At 50.1% G+C, this 22238-nt stretch carries 24 protein-coding genes; 1 reads left to right on the forward strand and 23 read right to left on the reverse strand.

Annotated elements, in window-relative coordinates; all coding sequences use genetic code 11:
• Positions 1-11: 11 nt before the first annotated feature.
• Complete coding sequence (locus ACLPHM_RS05155; protein ID WP_430220189.1) at positions 12-464, reverse strand: hypothetical protein; 453 nt, start codon at positions 462-464, stop codon at positions 12-14.
• Between the two features lie 78 nt (positions 465-542).
• Complete coding sequence (locus ACLPHM_RS05160) at positions 543-1829, reverse strand: hydroxymethylglutaryl-CoA reductase, degradative (protein WP_430220752.1); 1287 nt, start codon at positions 1827-1829, stop codon at positions 543-545.
• A gap of 102 nt (positions 1830-1931) precedes the next feature.
• Between ACLPHM_RS05160 and ACLPHM_RS05165 the strand changes: the two genes are divergently transcribed.
• Entirely contained in the window at positions 1932-3311 is a 1380-nt protein-coding gene (locus tag ACLPHM_RS05165) for an aminotransferase-like domain-containing protein (protein ID WP_430220190.1), read from the forward strand.
• Here the strand turns inward: ACLPHM_RS05165 and ACLPHM_RS05170 are convergent.
• From ACLPHM_RS05170 to ACLPHM_RS05270, 21 genes are all read right to left on the reverse strand, one after another.
• Positions 3308-4561, reverse strand: coding sequence for a DUF445 domain-containing protein (locus ACLPHM_RS05170; RefSeq protein ID WP_430220753.1), 1254 nt, complete (start codon positions 4559-4561; stop codon positions 3308-3310). The two genes, ACLPHM_RS05165 and ACLPHM_RS05170, sit on opposite strands and share 4 nt — an antisense overlap.
• 194 nt (positions 4562-4755) lie before the next feature.
• Positions 4756-5217, reverse strand: a complete 462-nt coding sequence (locus ACLPHM_RS05175) for a GNAT family N-acetyltransferase (protein ID WP_430220191.1) — start codon at positions 5215-5217, stop codon at positions 4756-4758.
• A gap of 33 nt (positions 5218-5250) precedes the next feature.
• On the reverse strand, positions 5251-6006 hold the full coding sequence (gene phnP / locus ACLPHM_RS05180; protein ID WP_430220192.1) for a phosphonate metabolism protein PhnP: 756 nt from the start codon (positions 6004-6006) through the stop codon (positions 5251-5253).
• On the reverse strand, positions 6003-6599 hold the full coding sequence (gene phnN / locus ACLPHM_RS05185; RefSeq protein ID WP_430220193.1) for a phosphonate metabolism protein/1,5-bisphosphokinase (PRPP-forming) PhnN: 597 nt from the start codon (positions 6597-6599) through the stop codon (positions 6003-6005). Before phnN ends, phnP begins: the two co-directional genes overlap by 4 nt.
• Entirely contained in the window at positions 6599-7744 is a 1146-nt protein-coding gene (locus ACLPHM_RS05190; RefSeq protein ID WP_430220194.1) for an alpha-D-ribose 1-methylphosphonate 5-triphosphate diphosphatase, read from the reverse strand. Before ACLPHM_RS05190 ends, phnN begins: the two co-directional genes overlap by 1 nt.
• Positions 7734-8438 (reverse strand): phosphonate C-P lyase system protein PhnL, encoded by a 705-nt coding sequence (gene phnL, locus ACLPHM_RS05195; protein ID WP_430220195.1) that lies wholly within the window; start codon positions 8436-8438, stop codon positions 7734-7736. Before phnL ends, ACLPHM_RS05190 begins: the two co-directional genes overlap by 11 nt.
• A gap of 9 nt (positions 8439-8447) precedes the next feature.
• On the reverse strand, positions 8448-9242 hold the full coding sequence (gene phnK, locus ACLPHM_RS05200; protein ID WP_430220196.1) for a phosphonate C-P lyase system protein PhnK: 795 nt from the start codon (positions 9240-9242) through the stop codon (positions 8448-8450).
• A complete protein-coding gene (locus tag ACLPHM_RS05205; RefSeq protein ID WP_430220197.1) occupies positions 9239-10117 on the reverse strand; it encodes an alpha-D-ribose 1-methylphosphonate 5-phosphate C-P-lyase PhnJ in 879 nt (292 codons plus the stop codon). Before ACLPHM_RS05205 ends, phnK begins: the two co-directional genes overlap by 4 nt.
• Complete coding sequence (locus ACLPHM_RS05210) at positions 10114-11211, reverse strand: carbon-phosphorus lyase complex subunit PhnI (protein WP_430220198.1); 1098 nt, start codon at positions 11209-11211, stop codon at positions 10114-10116. Before ACLPHM_RS05210 ends, ACLPHM_RS05205 begins: the two co-directional genes overlap by 4 nt.
• 3 nt (positions 11212-11214) lie before the next feature.
• Positions 11215-11808, reverse strand: a complete 594-nt coding sequence (gene phnH / locus ACLPHM_RS05215) for a phosphonate C-P lyase system protein PhnH (protein WP_430220199.1) — start codon at positions 11806-11808, stop codon at positions 11215-11217.
• A 1-nt stretch (position 11809) separates the two neighbouring features.
• Complete coding sequence (gene phnG / locus ACLPHM_RS05220; protein ID WP_430220200.1) at positions 11810-12250, reverse strand: phosphonate C-P lyase system protein PhnG; 441 nt, start codon at positions 12248-12250, stop codon at positions 11810-11812.
• Positions 12251-12271: 21 nt separating this feature from the next.
• Positions 12272-12976, reverse strand: coding sequence for a GntR family transcriptional regulator (locus ACLPHM_RS05225; RefSeq protein WP_430220201.1), 705 nt, complete (start codon positions 12974-12976; stop codon positions 12272-12274).
• Between the two features lie 38 nt (positions 12977-13014).
• Positions 13015-13809: a phosphonate ABC transporter, permease protein PhnE gene (gene phnE / locus ACLPHM_RS05230; RefSeq protein WP_430220202.1), complete on the reverse strand. Its 795-nt coding sequence runs from the start codon at positions 13807-13809 to the stop codon at positions 13015-13017.
• Positions 13810-13826: 17 nt separating this feature from the next.
• On the reverse strand, positions 13827-14801 hold the full coding sequence (gene phnD / locus ACLPHM_RS05235; protein ID WP_430220203.1) for a phosphonate ABC transporter substrate-binding protein: 975 nt from the start codon (positions 14799-14801) through the stop codon (positions 13827-13829).
• A gap of 25 nt (positions 14802-14826) precedes the next feature.
• Positions 14827-15654, reverse strand: a complete 828-nt coding sequence (gene phnC / locus ACLPHM_RS05240; protein WP_430220204.1) for a phosphonate ABC transporter ATP-binding protein — start codon at positions 15652-15654, stop codon at positions 14827-14829.
• A 126-nt stretch (positions 15655-15780) separates the two neighbouring features.
• Positions 15781-16257: a hypothetical protein gene (locus ACLPHM_RS05245; protein WP_430220205.1), complete on the reverse strand. Its 477-nt coding sequence runs from the start codon at positions 16255-16257 to the stop codon at positions 15781-15783.
• A 280-nt stretch (positions 16258-16537) separates the two neighbouring features.
• The gene (locus tag ACLPHM_RS05250) at positions 16538-18082 is read right to left on the reverse strand and encodes a multicopper oxidase family protein (RefSeq protein WP_430220206.1); all 1545 of its coding nucleotides are present in this window, start codon (positions 18080-18082) and stop codon (positions 16538-16540) included.
• 77 nt (positions 18083-18159) lie between these two features.
• Positions 18160-18459 carry a hypothetical protein gene (locus ACLPHM_RS05255; protein WP_430220207.1) on the reverse strand — a complete coding sequence of 100 codons (300 nt, stop codon included), beginning with the start codon at positions 18457-18459 and terminating at the stop codon, positions 18160-18162.
• A gap of 178 nt (positions 18460-18637) precedes the next feature.
• Positions 18638-18802, reverse strand: a complete 165-nt coding sequence (locus tag ACLPHM_RS05260; protein WP_430220208.1) for a hypothetical protein — start codon at positions 18800-18802, stop codon at positions 18638-18640.
• Positions 18803-19281: 479 nt separating this feature from the next.
• Positions 19282-19713 carry a TOBE domain-containing protein gene (locus tag ACLPHM_RS05265; RefSeq protein ID WP_430220209.1) on the reverse strand — a complete coding sequence of 144 codons (432 nt, stop codon included), beginning with the start codon at positions 19711-19713 and terminating at the stop codon, positions 19282-19284.
• A gap of 99 nt (positions 19714-19812) precedes the next feature.
• Positions 19813-22089, reverse strand: a complete 2277-nt coding sequence (locus ACLPHM_RS05270) for an FdhF/YdeP family oxidoreductase (protein WP_430220210.1) — start codon at positions 22087-22089, stop codon at positions 19813-19815.
• Positions 22090-22238 lie beyond the last annotated feature (149 nt).

The raw sequence follows: 22238 nt of genomic DNA on the forward strand, positions 1-22238 counted from the left end.
TAAGCCTCCTATTATTGTTCTTTTTGTTTTTGCAGAAACGCGTCGTAGAGATTGAGCTCTTTTAGCTCACGTTTGACGGACTCAGGTACCTGCGTCACATCACCTAACTCTCTACCCTCTTCTTTCCACTGCGCGACCAAGTGGTCAAACCACTCCATGCTCTGCTCGTCAGGCTGCAGAATTTCGCGTTTAGGGCTGAACATTTTGGCGCACACAAAGCCCGCCAACAAACATCCAAACAAACCAAACAACATGCTGTACGCATGGGCTAAAGCAGGTTCAGATACGCGTGGCAACAAAAACCAACGCCCTAAATAAAAGGTGGCCGTACTCAGCACAATGCCAATCAGAATAGCTTTCACTAACTGAGCATAGCTAACGGTATCACCCCATACTTCGACCAGATCCCCTGGTACTTGTGTTGCCGTGGATGCAGACGTGGCATCTGCACTGTTATTGTTCATGGTCTTCTCCACGATGACTCTCCTTAAAATGGCAGGCCGACCTTGTGAGCCGACCCACCAACAAGCACCTATAGGCTATTAACGCGCGCGCAACTGCTCCAACAACTCACGAGCACGGTCATTACGTACGTCTTTTTCTGCCACCATTTGCTGTACGACTTCGTCTACTTCGTGCGGTTCTGCACCGGCAACCACGGCAATATTACGGGCATGTAGTGCCATGTGACCACGTTGGATACCTTCTGTTGCCAAAGCACGCATCGCAGCCATGTTTTGAGCCAAACCAACCGCTGCCACAATTTCACCCAATTCATTGGCAGACTTCACGCCCAACAATTTCAAGGACAACTGTGCCAGTGGGTGAGTTTTCGTTGCACCACCCACCAGACCTACCGCCATTGGCAATTCGATGCGACCGATCAAGTTGCCGTTTTCGTCTTTACGCCATTGGCTCAAGGATGTGTAGCGACCATCTTTTACCGCATACGCGTGAGCACCGGCTTCTACAGCACGCCAGTCATTACCGGTAGCTACGATCACAGGATCAATACCGTTCATGATGCCTTTGTTGTGAGTCGCTGCACGGTATGGGTCAATCGCTGCAAACTCATAGGCTTCCAACATGCGATCAATGACTTCTTCGCCTGAGAAAGCTTCTTGTTTCAGCTGATCTGGGCGCACGGTCATTTCTGCAGTCGCCAAACGCAAGTCAGCCAAGTTAGACAAGATACGCAGACGTACTTGGCCGCCTGTCAGTTTCTCTACCAGCGGTGTTACGGTTTCAGCCATGGTGTTCACGGTGTTTGCACCCATGGCATCACACACGTTCACGATCAAGTGCATCACCACCATTGGGCCTACAGCACTGTTCTCGAACACGTGTACTTCAATGTCTTTACAACCACCGCCCAAGCTAATCAGGAACTTGTCTTTAGTGTTAGCCAGTTCGATGATCTGTTCACGATTCGCCAACAAGGCTTCACGCGCTTTTTGTACGGACTCTACGCCTACGATCTGTACTTGTGCGCGCATCATGGGTTCTGTGCTGCTAGTACGGAAACCACCGTTATCGCGAGCCAGTTTTGCCATGTACGACGCCGCAGCCACGATAGAAGGCTCTTCCACCACCATAGGGATCAAGCAATCACGGCCGTTCACGGTGAAGTTAGCGGCAATACCCATAGGCAGTTCAAACTTGCCCACGACGTTTTCAATCATGCTGCTAGCCAGTTGCATAGGCAGTGCGCCATTTTCAGCTAACAAGGCTTTTTCTGCTGCAGACAGGTCTGCAATTTTGCAGATTTCGTCCAGACGTTCCGCAACGGACAGGGAACGGAAATTAGGTAGTTTGGAATTCATAAGCAGCTCCGATCTTCTTGTTACTATTAACAGCCAGTAATGTAAGATGCAGAATATTGGCAAACAAGGTACAGTTTTCGCAGACAGATTCGAGATCAGGGCTAGCTCATGGCGACGCAACACAAGCAGTTATACGAGAAAATTCACCAGACCTTGGCCTACCAAATCAAGTCCGGACTCTATAAGGACAACGAGAAACTTCCCTCTATTCGAATACTGGCTGAACAGTACTCTGTCTCTAAGAACACCATCATCACCGTATTGGAAAAACTGGTGGATGATGGGCTGATTCACTCGCGTTCTCGATCTGGTTTTTTCATCACCGAACAGCTCTCAGAAAGCACGGCGCATTTCGCTACCATCGATATTGATGACATAGACGAGCTATGGCTCATGCGCCGTCAGCTAGAGAATTTTGGTGACGTCTTGCACGTGGGGGATGGCTATCCCAGCAAAGAGTGGTTTAGGGATTTACCCCTAAACCGTTTGTTGCAAAGCGCACTACAAGAAGAAAACGAAAAGCTGCTGCGCTACGGCAATAAGTACGGTTTTCTACCCTTGCGTGAGAAGTTAGCGAAAACGCTGGGCACGCTAAAGATGAGCCTCACCCCTGACAATATTCTGCTGAATAACGGGGTAAATGATGCGATTGACCTGATCATCCGCTTCTTTGTACGTAGCAATACACCCGTGCTGGTGGACTCCCCCGTGTATTACCCACTGCTCAAGAAGCTGCAGTTGGCGCACTGCAAAATCATCGATATCCCACGCTTGGCCGATGGGCCAGATTGCCAAGTCTTAGAAGAACGCTTGCGACAGCACCCCAAAGCCATGTTCTTCACGCAAAGTATTGCGCACAACCCTACCGGCACTCACATCAGCGACGAGAAGCTACAGCGCATTAATGCGCTCTGCGCTCAGTACAACTGCTTGCTGATTGAGAACGACATATTTTCTGCCTATACCCAAAGTAAGCGCCGTTTATGCTCGGGCAGTGATTTCAGCCACCATTTGTATGTGGGCGGGTTTTCTAAGATCATTAGCCCCTCTATTCGGGTTGGCTTTATCGTGGGTAATCACGAGCTCATTAATAGGCTGGCAGACTTCAAGGCCATCATCCATATTAATAGCTCTGAATACTCTGAGCGTTTTATTCATAGGATTCTGGCCAGCAAATCGTACCCTCAACATTTGCGCCACTTCACAAAACAGTTGAGTACCGTCTGCCAAAAAAGCCGTGATCATATCGAGGCATTAGGCGGCGAGATTTTCCACTACTCGGATAACAGCTTGTATTTTTGGGTGCGTTTTCCCGGTTTACGCTTTGATAAAAAGACCATACGTAAGGGCATGGAAAAGAAAATCATTTTCGCGCCAGGGTACTTCTTTAGCCAAAATGGGGCTCAGTTTAGAGACTGGACACGCATCAACAACCACATTGCGGCCAACCCTCAATTCTTACAGGCCATGAAAAACTTACTGTCCTAACCAGAGAACGCCGTCCACCACAGCACCAAGGCATGCAACAGTAAACCAATCACACCACCGACTAAGGTGCCACTAAAGCGTATGTATTGCAGGTCGCTACCTACGCTTAACTCTAGTTCGCGCACTAGATGTTTTTCATCCCAATTACGCACAGTGCGGGTAATGTGTTCGGTGACACCAGTGCGCAAGCTTCCCGCCATGCTGGCCGCGCTTTCCAGTAAATGCTGGTTCAAGGCATCACGCAAGGCGTCATCTGCTTGCAAACGCTGCCCTAACCCTTGAAATAGCGTTTCCAAATGCTGCGAAATAGTAGATTGCTCGCTAGACAGATCATCTTTCAGCAACTGCATAATGTCGCGCCACACGCTGTCCAAATACGCTTGTACGTGTTGATGCTCTAGTATTTGCTGCTTGATGTTATCTATCTGGCGGATGAGATCGGGGTCGCTACCCAAACGCTCTATATATTCCCCCACCCATGCCTCGTAATCACGACGCAGTGGATGATCTGGCTCTTGCAGCACATCTTGTAGCTCCGTGACCAACGCAGCGGCTAAACGCTCAGAGAGTTTCTTGGAAATATCCTCTACCGAGCTCACCACATCTACCATTTTGAGTAGCTTGGGCCATTCACGCTCGGCATGTCGGGTCATCATTTTTGCGATGCGCAGTTTGACATCGCTACTGTCCAGATAACCGCCCAATTGTCGCAAGCTTTCGTCCAGCAGCACTTGATGGCGACCGTCTTTGGTTAAAAGGCTCAGCACCTCGTGCGCTGTGCCAGCCATGTTCCAATTTGCCAGACGTGACCGTAGTGCATCCAGCAAGGCGGCTTTCACCGCACGCTCGTCCAACAGATCCAAAGCGGGTAATAAACTTTGCCGCGTCCAACGGCTTAAGCGCTGTGCTTGCTCAGGTTGGCTTAGCCACTGCCCTATGCGCATCGCCGGGTCTAATGCTTTAAGCCTATCTAATAATTGTTGTGGATCTAAAAAATGATCACGTACAAAGACTGCCAAGCTTTGGCCTAGGTTGTCTTTTTTACGTGGGATGATTGCAGTGTGGGGAAAGGGAATACCTAAAGGATGTTTAAACAAAGCCACCACTGCGAACCAGTCCGCCAGTGCACCCACGGTAGCGGCCTCACAGAAGGCCCGCACCCACGCCCAAATGCCCTGCCCGCCCATATGATGACTGAGTATGAAGCCCGATAACGTACTGGCCAATAACGCCAATGCGATGACTTTCATACGTCGTAACTGCTGTACTTCTCTAGCCTGTTTACTCACGCTAGCACTCCCTGCTGTACTTCACAGCAGTCATACTACCACTACCTTTGTCACGGTAAAACCGTGTAATTCCCCCTTGTAGTGCATTGCTGCAACCCCAAAAAAACAGCGGTGCAACTGATTGGCTGCAACGCTGTTCTCTATCCGGTTAACGCTTACTTTGCGAGATTTTCGTTCACTACCACATAGCGTACAAACCCACTGTGCGGTGTGTATTTGTCGTATAGCCCTCTGGCGCGGTAGTTAGTTTCTTTGGTCAACCAATACAGACGCGCCCAACCTTGTTCGGTCATCTGCTCTTTTAACCAATCCAACATCGCTTCGCCTGTACCGTTCGCGCGCACATCAGGCTTCACAAACATGTCTTGCAAGTAGCAAATAGGCTCTATAGCCCAGGTGCTGTCATGCAAGATGTAATTGGCCATTCCTATCACCCCTTCTTTTGCACTGTCTGCCACAATGCACTGTACAGGGCTGTTTTCATCCATGATGCGCAACCATGTATGCTGCGTTACCTCATCACTGATGTTGTTCTGATAAAAATCATGGTAGCCAGCCCATAATTGGCGCCAAGCGGGGTAATCCTCGCTGGTAATTCTGCGTATATGCAATGACATAAAGTGTGCCCAATAAGAACAGTGAAAAAGGTGTTACACCGCAATCATACCGTTATCTTTTGCCAGCAAAATACTGTCGCTTAAGGTTTCAGGGTTTTCCATCAACCATGTATCTACTTTATGGCTGATATGGGTGAGCACTAGGTGCTTTACAGTCAGTTGCTGACCGATGGCTAGCGCCATATTCAGGTCATTATGATTACGTGGTGGCGTGTCTTGCGGCGGGTGTGAGCAATCCACAATACAGTAGTCCAACGCTACGGTTTGCAGATACGCCAAGCTCTCGGGCGGCAGCCCCACGGTATCGGTCAAATAGGCGATATGTTTGCCTTCATGGCTAAACACATAACCCAAACAAGGCTTGGAGTGCTGCAACGGAATAGCTGTTACTTGCATAGCCCCCAATTGGCGTTGCTCAAATGCCGACCACGTTGCTGAAAAATCCAAAATACCCGAGTGTTTAAACAGATCGGCAAAGCCTTTTTCGTCCTCTGGACCATACACTGGGATGCGGCAATTCACGCCCCACCGCAAATGCAAAAGGCCTTGAGCGTGGTCTGCATGGTAATGCGTTTGCAAAATGCCGTTTAGGCTACCGGGAGGAAACAGCTCGGTAAGGTCCATGCGGCCAGAATCTATCAGCCAGCGTTGGTCACCACACTCTATGACCGCGCTGCACGGACGCCTATACCAACTGGGGTCTTGCTGCGCACGCGTACATGCGAGGCAATCACAGTTATAGACTGGCACCTGAGCCGAGTCTCCCGTACCTAAAAACCGCAACTTCATCCCACTTTCCTCATCACACTTTGCTTATGCCATTGCTGTAACTGTACTCGCAAATTGGCGACGGTTTGATCCAACGCCTGCGAGTTGTCTAACATATACACATTATGTGAGGTGTCAGCGCCTAAGCGGTGACGAAACTGCTGTTCTATGTGCTGATTACGCTGCACACGCAACGTTATAGCGTCTAGCGCTTCTCTACCCCGCTGCTGCAAGCGTTGCAGTAGCAGTTCAGGGGCGACAGTTAACCACACCAACGAGGCGTGGGCATAACGTTGTTTCACCTGTTCCCAATGCTCTCTGGAACCGTTCACCAACACCAACCTACCGGCCTGCAAATGCTGATCTAACTCGGTGCGTATACCGTAAATCAGACCATGAGCCTCCCAGCTCAACGCAAACGCACCTTGCCGTTGCTGCTGGCGGAACACCTCGTGAGTGAGGTATTCCGCATAGGCATTGGCAGGTGTTTCCTCGCGCGTTACCGCACGCTTCATGATGACCCAGTCTGGTGGTAAATCAGCCGCCAATGCTGCCAGCACACTGTCTTTACCACTACCAGACGGCCCAACCATGTAGACCAATTTTCCTTGCATTAGTACACCCTCTGCCCTTGGCTAAATACTTGCTTCACGATGAACTGCTTGCCTAAGTCTTTGACTTGTATCAGGTCAGCCCGTTTACCTACCGCTATCTCGCCACGGTCATGCAATCCCACGGCAGTGGCCGGTGCCAAGCTGACGGTAGAAACCGCACGCGGCAAGCTGTAGCCCTGCTCCATTGTCGCTAGCCCATGCACAGCTTGTAGCAAGCTTGAGGGGTAGTAGTCGCTGGACAAAATATCCAATACACCGTGGCGCGCTAACTCAGCCGCCGCAATATTGCCCGAGTGTGAACCGCCGCGCACAATGTTTGGCGCCCCCATTAATACATTCAGCCCCAGCTTGTGGCTAAGATCAGCCGCTTCGCGCGTAGTGGGAAACTCAGCGATGGTCATCCCTGCCGCTGCCGACTCATTGACGTGATCGGTAGTGGCATCATCGTGGCTGGCCAAGGCGATGCCTTTGGTCTGGCACAACCCCACAATAGACTTTCTAAAACCTTCGCTGTACTTAGCCGCATTGGTGGTTTGTCTATAGATGAAGGCTTCCATTTCTTCATCGCTCAGATGGTATTTACCTTGGTAATACTCACGGTATTTTTCTATCTTCACAAACTGGCGCTGGCCTGGGGTGTGATCCATCACTGACACCAGTTTTACCAGCTCGTGATCCACCAGTTGTTCAAACATTTGCAAGGTCAACTCGTGACTCACTTCACAGCGTAAATGCAAAAGGTGATCCGCACGTGTCAGGCCCTCGCGCACGCCCTGACCAATGGCATCTACCATCTTGGGTAACTGCGCCAAGCGTGTTTGTTTAGGGCTCACATCGCCAATAGACAAGGCATCGAACACCGTTGTGATGCCTGAGCTTACCAACTGGGCATCGTGTGCCAACACGGCGGCGCTGGACGGCCAATCCACACCAGGGCGTGGGTTCATGTAGCGCTCTAGGTTATCGGTATGCAGCTCGATAAAACCTGGCATCAGGTAATCACCCTGCATGTCTTGCGCCGCAGGCGACTGGCTTGGTGTAGAGGAAATATCGCGTATACGACCGTTTTCTAGCACGACGCAGCCACGTACTACTTCATCTGCTAAAACGATTTGGGCATTATTCAGTATCTGTTCATGCAACATGGCTGGACTCCTGTACATTCAGTTCTACATAACGATCCATGACCGCTTCGCGAGCGATGGCATCGTGAAAGATTCCTACAATGGCCGAACCGGCCTGTTTGGCTTCATTAATGAGCGCCAACACCACCTGACGGTTTTTATCGTCCAAAGAGGCGGTTGGTTCATCCAACAGCAGCAAAGGCCAGAACACCATAAAACCGCGTGCAATATTGACGCGCTGCTGCTCTCCACCCGAGAAGGTTCCTGGGGCCAATGACCACAGGCGTTGAGGAATATTCAAACGTGTTAACAGTTGCTCGGCACGGGCTTGCGCTTGCTCGGTAGGTTCACCACGTAACAAGGCCGGCTCCATCACCACATCCAAGCACGACACACGTGGAATCACCCGCAAGAATTGACTCACATAACCAATGGTTTGTTTGCGTAATTGCATGATCAAACGAGGATCTGCTTGTACCAGCTCCACTGTTTTATTCTGGTGATGCACCGCGATGCTGCCGTGCTCTGCTTGGTAGTTACCGTAAAGCGTGCGCATCAATGTGGATTTACCAGCACCGGACTGGCCAGCTAATACCACACACTCACCCGGCTGCACGGCAAAGCTCACATCATGCAAAACGTGCAGCACTACGCCTTGCTGTTGGTGCAAAGTGAACTGTTTAGACAAATGACTAACTTCAAGAATGGGACTCACAACTGGCTCCTAGGGCTGCAGAACAGAAGACACCAACAACTGGCTATAGGGGTGTTGTGGATCGTCCAGAATTTGATCGGTCAAACCACTTTCCACCACATGCGAGCGTCGCATCACCAACAATCTGTCTGCCAACAAACGGGCTACCGCTAAATCATGCGTGACAATTACTACCGCCAAATTAAGCTCACGCACTAAACGTCGTAGCATGTCCAATAAACGCGCTTGCACAGACACGTCCAAACCACCCGTTGGTTCATCCATAAACACCAAACGCGGGCCAGACACTAGGTTTCGCGCAATCTGCAAACGTTGCTGCATACCGCCGGAAAAGGTGCGCGGTAAATCATCAATACGCGAACCATCAATTTCTACGTTTTGCAGCCATTCCAAAGCGCGAGCACGCAACTCGCTGTAGTTGCGTACGCCTTGAGCCATCAGGCGTTCACCAATGTTGGCACCCGCCGATACACTCATGCGCAAACCATCGCGTGGATTCTGCTCTACAAAGCCCCATTGCGTACGCAGCAAAGTGCGACGCTCAGCTTCGGTACTGTCGTACAAGCTTTGTTGTGTGCCTTCAGGTGTAGAAAACAACACTTGACCATCGGTAGGCGCACAACGACCCGACAACACGCTTAACAGCGTGGATTTACCGGAACCCGACTCCCCCACAATGCCCAACACTTCGCCGGGGAATAAATCGAAGGATACGTTTTGGCAGCCTTTTTCATGCCCAAACAATCGTGATACTTGACGTGCCTGTAACAGTGGCACTGCCTCATTGTTTTGCAACCTTGTCATACCTGCTGCTCCTGCTCTGCCACACGCTGGGCACAATAATCCGTATCGGAACACACCAGTTCACGTGTGCCGTTGTCATCCACAATAATTTCGTCCAAGTAAGAGTCGTGGCTACCGCAAATCACGCAGCCGCCATCCCACGTGGGCAAACTAAAGGGGTGATCTTCAAAATCTAAACTTTGCACATCGGTGTACGGCGGCAAGGCATAAATACGTTTTTCACGTCCTGCACCAAACAGCATCAATGCGGGGCTTTGGTTCAGTCTGGGGTTATCGAACTTAGGGATAGGAGATGGGTCCATCACATAACGGTCATCCACCAGTACCGGGTAGGCATAGGCCGTTGCAATGTGGCCGTAGGTTGCAATGTCTTCGTACAACTTCACGTGCATCACACCGTAGTCGTTCAGTGCGTGCATGGTTTTGGTTTCTGTTTCTGAAGGCTCAATAAAACGTAACGGCTCAGGGATAGGCACCTGAAACACCATGATCTGCCCAGAGGTCAGCGCGTATTCAGGGATACGGTGACGCGTCTGAATAATGGTGGCGGCTTGCGTTTGTTCGGTCGTGCTCACCCCCGCCGTCGCCGCAAAGAAGCGACGAATAGATACGGCGTTAGTGGTATCGTCGGCCCCTTGGTCAATCACTTTAAGCACATCGTCTTGACCCAAAATAGCAGCCGTTACCTGAATCCCCCCTGTACCCCAACCGTATGGCAGCGGCATTTCACGCCCCCCAAACGGGACCTGATAACCAGGGATAGCAATCGCTTTCAACAGCGCGCGACGAATCATGCGCTTGCTTTGTTCGTCTAGGTACGCAAAGTTATAGCCTTCGCTTTGTGCCACCATGTCTTGAGAAGTTAATGCATTCATGCTTCTTGCTCCTGCTTTGCCACGCCCGAAGCATCGGGTTTGTGCATTTTGCGAATCAATTCCAACTCGGATTGGAAATCTACGTAGTGCGGCAATTTCAGGTGAGCCACAAACCCTGCTGCTTCAACGTTATCGCTGTGCATCAGCACAAACTCTTCTTGTTGAGCGGGTGACAAGATTTCTTCGCCCAGCTCCTCACCACACAAGGCACGATCGACTAAGGCCATACTCATGGCTTTGCGTTCGTTGTAGCCAAAGGCCAAACCGTAGCCGCGCGTGAATTGCGGTGCTTGCTCGGCCGTACCAATAAATTGGTTCACCATTTCGCATTCCGTCACTTCCACATCGCCCACACATACGGCAAAACCCAGTTCTTCAGGCTCAATCCATAGCTCTACTTCACCAATACGAATCTCGCCCGCAAAGGGGTGGTTGCGGCCATAACCGCGTTGTGTGGAGTACGCCAGCGCCATCATGAAGCCCTCATCACCACGGGCCAGCATTTGCAAACGCTGTTGACGATTACTGGGGAAATCCAGTGGCTCACGTGTCACGTCTGGCACACTGGCGGTGCTAGGTTGCTCGGTACGCATCAAGCCTTCTTGTTCCAGCCACGCCAATACACGAGGGCAATGCCCTACTTCTGCGGTGTTGTCCTCCGCTACCGCCGTAGTGGCAGAACGTGTTTCGTCCAACAAAGAGAAATCCAACAAACGGTGGGTGTAATCAAAGGTAGGACCCAAGATTTGTCCGCCAGGCAGGTCTTTATAGGTAGCCGAAATACGGCGTTCAATCACCATGCCTGCGGTCTCTAGTGGCACGCTATTCATGAAACGTGGCAAGGTAGTGCGGTACGCACGCAGCAAGAAAATAGCTTCCAGCAAATCACCTGCGGCTTGCTTAATGGCCAATGCGGCCAACTGACGGTCGTACAGCGAGGCTTCTGTCATCACGCGCGATACCGCGAATGGCATCTGCTCTTGAATTTGGCGCACGCTCAGCTCAGGAATCGCCGTGTCACCACGACGCTTTTGTGCCAACAGACGGTGTGCATGATCAATGGCTTTCTCGCCACCTTTAACTGCTACATACATGACTTACTCCTTAGTCTGCAGGCCAACGCGGGTGCTACGTGGCAACCCCATCATGTCTTGTCCCGCTACAAAACAAATATCTACGCCGCGAGGAAAGGCGGTGATGGCATCACGCTGTTGCCAAAACTCGGGGCTCATCGGCAACTGCACATTGCGACTATGCTGAATGCCTGGGCCCGACCACGTAGTAGTCGTACCGCTCTGTAACGAAGCTACTTGCAAAAACACCGTGCAAGAAAACTCAGGGTCTCTGTCTGTACCCGCATCCAAACGACTTAATACGGCTGTGTCGTTAGCACTCATAAAGACGAATTGCGCATCCTCTGGTTGCTCCACAATGGGGCACGCACAATGAAAGATCAGGTGACGTCGCAGCGCGGCAGAGTCCAACGCAGGGCTAATCCAAATAGGGGTATCACTGTCTAACAACGTCAATGCGCTGGCGTGACTGGCGGCATCCAAGGCGTCCATGCTGCCCACCAAGGCAATGTGCTCTACCAAACCGGGCTCTGCCAATGCTTGGGCAATGTGTCGGAAGCACTGTTGAGCCTGATGTACGGGATTACTGAATGCCGCTTGTAAGGAAGGTTGTGTCATCCTAGTCTCCTCGTACCATGGTGAAGAAATCGACTTTGGATGTGGCCACATCCTGTTGATGCGCATGACGCGCCTGTTGCTGCGCTTCTTCTAAGGGCTGGATTAGTGTGCTCAACCAATGAACCTGCTGCTCGCCTTGCAATAAGGCATCCGCAATAGCAGCCAGCCTTGCGACCAACATATTGCGGCCCAACACATAGCTGTAGCCCTCACAGCCATTCGTCAAACGCACTACGCAACGGCTCACGGTGGTTTCACCCACGTTAAACGCCATACCTGTGCCACCTGCTCGGCCGCGCACCATCACCATGCCGGTTTCTGGAGCACGAATATACTCGTGCGGTGTGGCGAGCAACTGTTCTTGAAAAGGCAGTAGAGCCTTGCCTGCGCGTGACAACACTTTCATCCAATGCTGTCGTGTACTTACTGTGTTCTGTTCCATTTTTTCCTACTATCCTCATGCTCACATCACTACGTGATAACGGAAACGATCTGATCGGCTGACGGTGAACGCCAGCTCTATGGGGTGTCCATATTGATCTCTAGACAAGGTTTCTACGGTCAATACCGGTTGGTTCACGGCCATACGCAAACGGGCAGCTTCATCCACTGAGGGCAAACGCGCGCCGATTGCACTGAACACACGCTCTAGTTCTAGGCCATTGCTACGTAAGTGATCTCGCATAGAACCACTTTGGTATGGAGCCAGCATCAGTTGGTGTCGCAATGCAAAACAATGACTAATCAAGCTCACTGCCTCGCCCTCCAAAAACCGCAAGGTTTTGTATTCCAATACCGCATCGCCCTCTTGCAGTGCCAAGTGCTCTACCTCTGCGGTCGTTGCCAACCTAGAGCGCTTTGTCACTAAGCTAGTGCGCACGTTGTGGCCATTCGCTTCAAACCAACTGCTGTATGCACTGTTTTGCGATAAGGGATACGACAGCAAGCTCCCCAATATCTGCGCGCCTTTGCCTTTGATACGTAAGATGCAAGACTCTTGCTCTAACAGCTGCAATGCACCGCGTACGGTATGCCTGTTCACCTGAAAGCGTTCTGCTAAGCGCATTTCACTAGGGAGAAAATCCCCTGGCTGGTACTTCCCCAGCTCGGCACGTAAGACGGCAGCGATTTGCTGGTAAATGGGACCATCCTGTCTAGACAAGTTCATATAACGTAAAAGGCAGTTTCCTGCCTTTTCCTGTGTGATCAGGTAAACAAACGTCTGAGACGCTGCGAAATCATGTCAATCGCACTCACCACAACGATGATGATCAACAAAATGGCAGCACTCTGCGTGAATTGAAAACCTCGAATGGTTTCCCACAGCAGTACCCCAACCCCACCTGCCCCCACCATCCCTACTACCGTGGCGGAACGCACGTTGGACTCAAATCGGTACAGCACGTAGGAGATCCACAGCGGTAACACCTGCGGAATCACACCGTAAATAATTTCCTGTAAGGCGCTCGCACCACTGGCGCGTATGCCCTCAATAGGTCCATGATCAATGGCTTCTACTGCTTCAGCAAAAAGCTTTGCCAGCACACCCGTGGTGCCCATAAACAAAGCCAATGCTCCCGCAAAAGGTCCCAGCCCCACTGCCACCACAAACAACATGGCAAACACCATCTCGTTAATGGAGCGCAGCGCATCCATCAAGCGACGCACAGGCTGGTACACCCACCACGGCACAATATTGGAAGAAGACATCAGCCCTAACGGAATACCGACGATGACCGCCAGCACCGTACCCCACACCGCAATCTGTACGGTAACTACCATTTCACGCAGGTAGTACCGCCAGTCACCGAAGTCAGGAGGAAAGAAATCTGCGGCAAACTGCTTCATGTTGTCCGCATCTTTCCAGAGCTTGAGAGGGGCCATCTCTGCCCCCTCCCAGGACCACGCTAGAAACGCCAGAAACAGCCCCCAGCCCAACAAACTCAGATACCAATTTTTCTTAGGCTTGAGTAATACTGTTTGCGAAACGAGTGTCGTCATGCTCTCTTTACCTGAAATTAGGATTTAGCGTGGCCTGCCAAAGCTTCTAACTGAGCGTCAACAGCTTGCAGTTTTTCAGCTTTTTCGGCGTCGCTCAGTTTGCTGTCGCTAGCAATCTGGGTACGTGCTTTAAACAATTCCAATTGACGAATAGGGATCAACTGGTCATTGCTGGACTTCTCGAACTTGCCCCATGCCAAGTTCTCCAACACTTGCATTTCTTCAGGCTTGTCACCGTAGTTTTCGAAGAAAGCGGTGATTTTCACTTTGGCATCATCTGGCAAGTTGTTACGCCATACGATGGGATCCGCAGGGATCAGTGGAGAGCGCCAGATCTCTTTAATCTGGGATGCTTTTTCTGGGTTTACAGCTTGCAAACGCACCGTGGCTTCGGTGTTGTTGGTCGCTACGTCTACTTGTTTGTTCGCCACCGACAAAGCGTTTACTTCGTGGTTGGCATTCAGCGTACGTTTGAAGATCTGTTTAGGATCCACATTGTTCTGAGCAAACACGTAGTAGCTAGGCACCAAGAAACCAGAAGTGGAGTTTGGATCACCGTTACCGAAAGTCAGGCTGCCTGCATTAGCCAGCATGTCTTCTACGCTGTTGATAGGGCTGTCTTTGTGAGCGATCAACAAGCTGTAGTAGCCTTTTGTGCCATCCGCATTCGTGGTTTGGAAGATCACTTCACCGTTAGCACGGTCTACAGCTTCCATTGCCGATTTGTTGCCGTACCACGCCACATCCACTTTGTCGAAACGCATGCCTTGAATAATGCCGGCGTAGTCAGAAGCAAAGAAGGCGTTTACTTTGTAGCCTGTTTGCTTGGACATATCTTCCAAGAAGGGCTCCCACAACTGCTTCAAGTTTTGTGAGGACTCGGTAGAGATAATGCCAAAATTCAGTTCTTTGACTTCTTCAGCAACAGCCGAACCCATAGCCAACACACCAAACAGGGTCGTTGTAGCAAACGTTTTCACGATAGATTTCATGTTCAATTCCTGCGTACAGTAATAATCAGGCAGCGACAAAATTCAGAAAATCAGCACGGTTTTCTTCCGTACTTTTTTCTGGGATAAAACTGGATTCCATGCTGGAACCGTACAGTTGGTTCAAGAAGCTATTGCTTAGCTCAGAGACAGGGCCATCAAAGTGCTTCACACCGTCTTTCAATGCGACAGCATGCTGGCAATACTTCACGGCATAATCCACTTGATGCAGCGTCACGATGACTGTTTTGCCATCTTGCTGATTGATGCGACGCAGGCTTTCCATCACTTTGCGGGCTGACTCGGGGTCCAGCGATGCGATAGGCTCATCCGCCAAGATCACATCGGCCTGCTGACACAGTGTGCGGGCAATGGCCACACGTTGTTGTTGGCCACCTGAAAGCGTGGAAGCGCGTCGGTAAGCGTGTTCTAGTAGGCCCACGCGCTCTAAGGCTTGCAAGGCGCGTTCTTTGTCTTCATGACTGAACAAGCCCAACGTGCCGCGTAGTCTGGGCATACGCCCCAAACAGCCCAAAAGCACGTTCTGCAGTACGCTTAAGCGGCCTACTAAATTGAATTGTTGAAATACATAACCAATATTGGCGCGCAAACGGCGAACATCACGGCTCAAGATACCGTTGCTCTGCATGGTTTTGCCCAGCACCTCTACGCGGCAATCCTGCCCGGAGTCTGCTTTGGTCAACCCTGCTAAATGGCGCAATAATGTAGATTTCCCCGAGCCTGAAGCTCCGATCAGCGCCACCATGGCACCGCGGGGAATAGAGAGATCAAGAGCTGTTAGTACTTTCTTAGTATGAAAGGTCTTATTCAGCGCTTGTACCTGAATTGCCGACATTGTGGTTCATCCTTTTCTGGCAAGAAAAGTCTTGCAATGTCGACATGGTAGAGAGTGCGTATGTCAGGGGGGTTACGCTTTTATGACGTTTTTCTTAAATGCCATAAAAGCGTACCTAGAGTCTGCTTAGACATATTGCAGATTCAAAATCACGTAAACCTTCTCTGTTGCAGCGGTTAACTGGCCTGCTGCATCACGATAACGAATACCTAAAGAGGTAGCCTGATCTTTTTCTACCATATGAAAGCTAGTGTGATTTCGTTGTGCTTGGCCAGACTGCATCAGCGGGCTTAGCACAATATCCAGACCAGAGCCCAATGTGTTCATGGTGACATCTAGTCTTTCGCCATCTTCATGCATAGCTTGTACCGATACCCCTACAGCCTGTTGGATTTCTTCTAGGCAATTATTAAACCCTAGATCAAATTTCAGTTTTTCCTTAGCAGTGTAGGCGTTGGCTACATGGTCTATGGGGCTACAACTCCCGTTCACTATCTCGCCATAAAAACGTATTTCCCCAGTTTGTTGTGCTAAAGCGCTAGAAGCACCCATTGTCATCAGTACAGTAGCTGTTATTGCTGAAAAATATGTTTTTGCGTTCATTTGATATACCCAGTTACTAAATAATGTAGTGCTAAAAAAACGAGCCTGATGTCTATCTGCAATTTTGGGCCTATCACGCTAACGGCAAGACATAAACAAACGCCAAAAAACCTTCTAAATCAGACTTATCCCTGCTAAGTGAAAAATATTTTAGTAACTATCGTTTTTTCAAAATCTAAGACAACTCCTAATAGCAATAATGAAATAGAAACCATATGTAAATACATCAGAACAAAAAAGCACGCCCTAAGGCGTGCTTCACTACGAGATATTCTCTGCTTTATTCAACCCATAAATTGGCCATCATGCCTAAATCCTCATGCTCTAAAATATGGCAATGGAACATACGTAAACCCGGCATACGTTGTTTCACCAAAAACACTACCGTTTCGTACGGACGCAGATTCACTGTGTCTCGCCAGGCATTAAATGGCTCAACCTGCTTCATCCCATTACGTTCTCGCGCAGTCACTAAGAACTGTGTGCCATGCAAATGAAAAGGGTGATCCATATGAGAGTTATTGAAAATACGCCACTCTTCCACATCCCCCACACGGCTACGTAGATCAATACGATCCATCTCAAAGCTTTTACCGTTTATGAGAAACATGTTGTGCATCATCGATGTAGACATGCCCTGCCCCATATCATGTGGCATATCGTGCTCACTAAACTCCACATGCTTAGTCGCCACAGCAGGCCCTAACTCCTCAAAGGTTCTGAGCACATCCGGCAAGGTTACAGGCCTCTCCTTCTTCACGTAGATGTGTGCCAACGCCATATCGCTGGGATCATCACGCACCATCATCTTAGATCTGTCGTAGTAGCGATTTATCAACTCGGCCTGCAGATCAGCCGGTGCCAACAGCAGCACTTCAACACGTTCAGCTGGCGCTAAAAACAGGGTCTCTACGGGTGGTTGAGCACGCTCTAACAAACCGCCATCAGTACCCAACAACTGCCATTGACACCCAGGTATAGCGAGCTGCAAATAACGCGCCGCACAGCTGTTCCAAATGCGTATGCGCGTTTGTGTGCTGACCGTAATCGCAGGGTCTCGCTGACCATTAATCAGTACAAACTGCCCTTCCCGGCCATCCATCCAATCCATCATGGTGTTGGGTGGAATGCCTGCCTGTTGATCCAAGCGCAGATCGGAAATCATCCAATGTTGTTCAGGTAAGTCTTTTAATGGATCATTTTTGGCTTTGACCACAAACGTGCCAGCCAAACCTCGGGCAACCTGCATAGCAGTTTTGCCGTGCGGATGCGGATGATACCAATACGTACCCGCACTACCCTCTGGCAATTGAAATCGATAAATGCGTTGCGAGCCAGGTGCTACACCATCTTGAGGGTTACCATCCTGATCCGAAGGTACAGGCAGCCCATGCCAGTGGATCGTAGATTCCTCAGGCAAACTATTTATGAAGGTAATTTCTACCTCATCGCCTTCATACACTTCTATCTGCGGCCCAGGCTGTTGACCGTTATACAACCAAAACTCGGTAGGTTTACGTGCGGCCACCGTAAGCGTGGTGGGGGCGGCCTCTATCGTGGCTTTAAACACACCAGCTTGCTTAGTCTGATTCACAAGCTTAGGCAAGACCTCAAGCGGCAACCCTGATGGCATACGGTCTATAGGCAATAAAGTACTCCCTGCACCGTGCATCCCTCCATCACCCATGGCGGGCATGGCATGTTCCGCCCCCATCCTATGATGCTGCCCCATCATGCCCTGATGGTTCATCATTTGAGCGCGTGCAACAGGGTGCGCCAACACAGTGCTAGCAGCGACTGCTTTCAAAACATGTCTGCGTTTCATCTACAACTCCTAGAGTCACCGCGGCCTTCATGCCACGATGAAAAATACATAGATTTAATTCTGGGAAAAGACAAACGCTATCGCGGAGGCGGTAGATCAGGACAATAGAAAGCGGACACCGCAACTGCACCAAGCATAGAGAATTGCTCGTGGCTTAAGTTCAGTGGGAGGAAAGAGACTGAAGACACAGCCCCTCTGTGTAGATTGCACATCATGCTGGTGCAGGCTTGCACTTCGCATAAGGCAGCATGCTCATCTGGCGAGCAATCTGAACAGGGCACGTTGGGGCTTTGATGTGAGGCGTGCGACAACGCCAATGCAGGCTCAGCAGACAACGCCGCCGCTGTTGGCACACCCACCGCCGAAAACGCCAACATAATTCCCAGCAACAAGCATATGCAACGCCTCCACAGAGGCATCCTGATAGTAGCTTGAGCAGATCGATGGGAAATACGCACAACACCCTTTGGTAGCAATACGTTAAGAGATGAGTATAACGCGCGCCAGAGCCACTAACAAAACAGGCGCCACAAAGGGCGCCTGTTCTACTGTGGATTAACGAGTATGGTCGTTAATCAATAAACCAAACATGGGTTGGTGATGGGTAACACGCACAGCTTGTGTAGAGGTAGTGCGACGTTTTTTCAGTCCCAAAGAGAGTGCGCTCACTTTACGTAGAGCAGAGGGACGAAATGTATTGAAAGAGATTTTTTTAATCATGATTCTTCTCCTTTGTACCCACTCAAACAACGGGTACATATAAAGCTTTGGGCAACAAAAAACCCTTAGCGTTTCGCTAAAAATATAAGCGTGAGCAGGAAAAGAGTCAGGCCAGAGTTAATGCGCAGTCTGGTCTGCAATACAGTCGCAGTTAGCGCATGCCATCACTAGCCTGACCCAGTCCTATTCGAGGACCTGATTGTTCAGGCATGACGTGCTCCTGATGGATAGCATGTATGAGGACAAATACAACACCAAAACACGAGGTGTGCTTGACATTATATCAAAACAGACAAATAAATCAACCCCAAAAGCTCATTCACTAAGAACAAGCCATTGATTTATCATTGCTTTACATTGTTTGGTGCAAAATTTGGCGTGACAAAAACACTAGCGTCACGCCATGCACTCATGAAGTGCAGCATCATTCTGCACACGCGTCCTGACCTATAAACAGGCCAGTACGATCTTCTTAATGCTTAGGCTTTTTTAGCTGCCACAATCACGCTGGATGCTTTGAAAATAGCCGTCACAGCCGAACCCACTGCAATACCTAACTCATCTACGCTGGTGTTCGTAATTACCGCACTCAGTGTGACACCCTGCCCTGCATCCATTTGCACTTCAGAATTTACCGCGCCCTTATGCAATGCTGTCACCGAGCCCTTGCACTGATTACGTGCTGAAAACAGCAAATCATCCACATTTGTCGCCAACGCAATAGAAGACGCTTTAATCAGAGCAACCACCTTAGCACCTACCTTCAGACCCAAACTTTGAGTGCTGTTATCGGTAATGATGGCCACTACGCTGAGCGAAGGAGACACAGCAATGACTATTTCGTCATTCACCGCGCCCGTATGAATCTCTTTAACGGTGCCAGACAGTTTATTGCGGGTACTGATATTCATATAAGCTCCTGATTAAGACCAATTTTCATCATACTCCGCTTGGCACAAGTCGCACAGAAGGTGTGTCACCACTGGATGACACACCTTTGAGTCTAGTCATTAAGCCGACTTCACCAAGCGTATGGGCACGCCTTTTGAGGCAGGTGTGTTGCTTTGTGGATCATGGTCATACAACGGCACCAAGGGATTGGTTTCGGGGTAATACGCCGCACAACTGCCATCAGGAAATGGATACGCCACAATCTGGAAGTTACTCACGCGGCGCTCTACCCCATCGTTGGAGTTAGTCACCAGATCCACCCTATCACCAGACTTGAAACCTAGTCGCGCAATCTCAGTCTCATTGATGAACAGCACATCTCGCGCATTATGTATGCCTCTATAGCGATCAGAGTGAGAATACAGTGTTGTGTTGTACTGATCATGACTGCGCACGGTAGATAGCCATAGCACGTCGGGATCAGACTGCTGCGTATCCTCGCACACCCCTTCACTGATCAAAAAATTCGCTTTACCTGTGCTGGTAGACCACACACGCTCACGCGCGGCGGAAGGTAAATGAAAGCCACCTGGCTGTTGAATACGCTGGTTATAGGCTTGGAACAATGCAGGGAAAACCGCCTCAATATCATCACGTATGCGTGAGTAATCAGCGATCAGATAGTTCCATTTCACCTTAGACTGCGGCCCTAAGGTGGCGCTGGCCATACCTGCAACAATAGCTGGCTCACTGCGCAAATGCTCTGAGGCAGGTTCAAATGAACCTTTGGTGGCGTGCACCATAGACATGGAATCTTCCACGGTCATCGCTTGCAAGCCTGTTTCCTGCTCATCACGTTCAGTGCGCCCCAAACAGGGCAAAATCAATGCGTCTTTACCGTGAATTAAGTGACTACGGTTTAATTTAGTAGAAATATGTACGGTGAGATTCAACTTGCGCATGGCTTCCTGTGTCTGATCCCAATCGGGAATCGCCACAGAGAAGTTTCCACCCAAACCTATGAAGACCCGGCTTTCACCGCGTACCATCGCCTCTAACGCTGACACAACGTTATGACCCGGTTCCCGTGGTGGTTCAAAACCGTAATGCGCTTGCAGCCTATCCAGAAAATCTTTTGCTGGGATTTCTGTAATCCCTACCGTACGATCGCCCTGCACATTAGAGTGCCCACGTACTGGACAGATACCCGCCCCCTCTTTACCTACGTTGCCACGCAGCAAAGCCAGGTTCGCCACCTGACGCACATTATGCGTACCGTGGCGATGCTGAGTAATGCCCATGCCATAGACTAAAATTGCACTATCGGCCTTGGCATAGGCATCAGCAGCCACTTGCAAATCGGCTTGCGACAGACCCGACACTCGCTCTATATCTGCCCAGTCAGTACCCTCTACATCGGCAGCCATCTCTGCAAAACCGCTGGTATGACCATTAATAAATGTCCAATCCAATACCGCTGGTTGGTTATTTGCTTTGGCCTGTTTATCCATCGCCAACAAGCATTTAATGATGCCTTTGATCGCCGCCACATCCCCCCCTACTTTGACCTGGAACAGTCTTGAGGAAATAGGCGTAGAGCTAAAGGTTGCCATCTCTACTGGATCTTGTGGGGCTTGAAAACGCTCTAGTGCTCGTTCCCTAAAAGGGTTAAAGGACATGATGGTCGCGCCTCGTCTGGCCGCATTACGCAGCGATGTCATCATGCGCGGGCTATTCGTGCCGGGGTTTTGGCCAAAGATAAAAATACATTCTGTTTTATCAAAGTCCTCAAGCAGCACCGTCCCTTTCCCTACACCAATAGATTGTGGCAACCCTACGCTAGTAGGTTCGTGGCACATATTGGAGCAATCAGGAAAGTTATTCGTACCGTACTCACGCGCAAATAACTGGAACAGATACGCCGCTTCGTTGGATGCTCGGCCCGAGGTATAGAACTCCACCTGATTAGGATCATTCAACGCCTGCAAATGCGAAGCCACCAATGCAAAAGCCTCGTCCCAACTGACCGCCTTATAACGATCACTTTGCACATCATATTGCATGGGGTGCGTCAAACGCCCCACCATTTCTAAATCGTAATCGTCCCACGTAGCCAGCTCTGTCACTGTGTGCTGCGCAAAGAACTCCGGCGTACAGCGCTTTTTGGTGGACTCCCACGCAATGGCTTTACCGCCGTTCTCACAGTACTCAAACTTGGATGTCTGCTTGGGGTCCGCCCAACCACAGCCCGGGCAGTCAAAGCCATCATGCTGGTTCATCTTGGATAAGATTCGCATACCTTCAGCAGGAATATCCTGCTTCAGCAATGCTGATTCCATAGCTTTAAGCGCATCCCAGCCGCCCGCTGGGTGCTCATAGGGCTTGTACGTGTCCATAACTACTCCGCGTTATATTGAAAATTCAAATAGTGGAAGCTAGTGCTTGCTGTATATGTTTTTATGCATTGATAACTTAGTACCACTCAATGCTTATCATTATGACTTTCTAACACTGAATGAATTTCTATTGCCCCCTTCACCTACCT

Origin of the sequence: Paenalcaligenes sp. Me131 (genome assembly GCF_050487225.1) — a bacterium.
In the GTDB taxonomy this organism is placed as follows: Bacteria; Pseudomonadota; Gammaproteobacteria; order Burkholderiales; family Burkholderiaceae_B; genus Paenalcaligenes.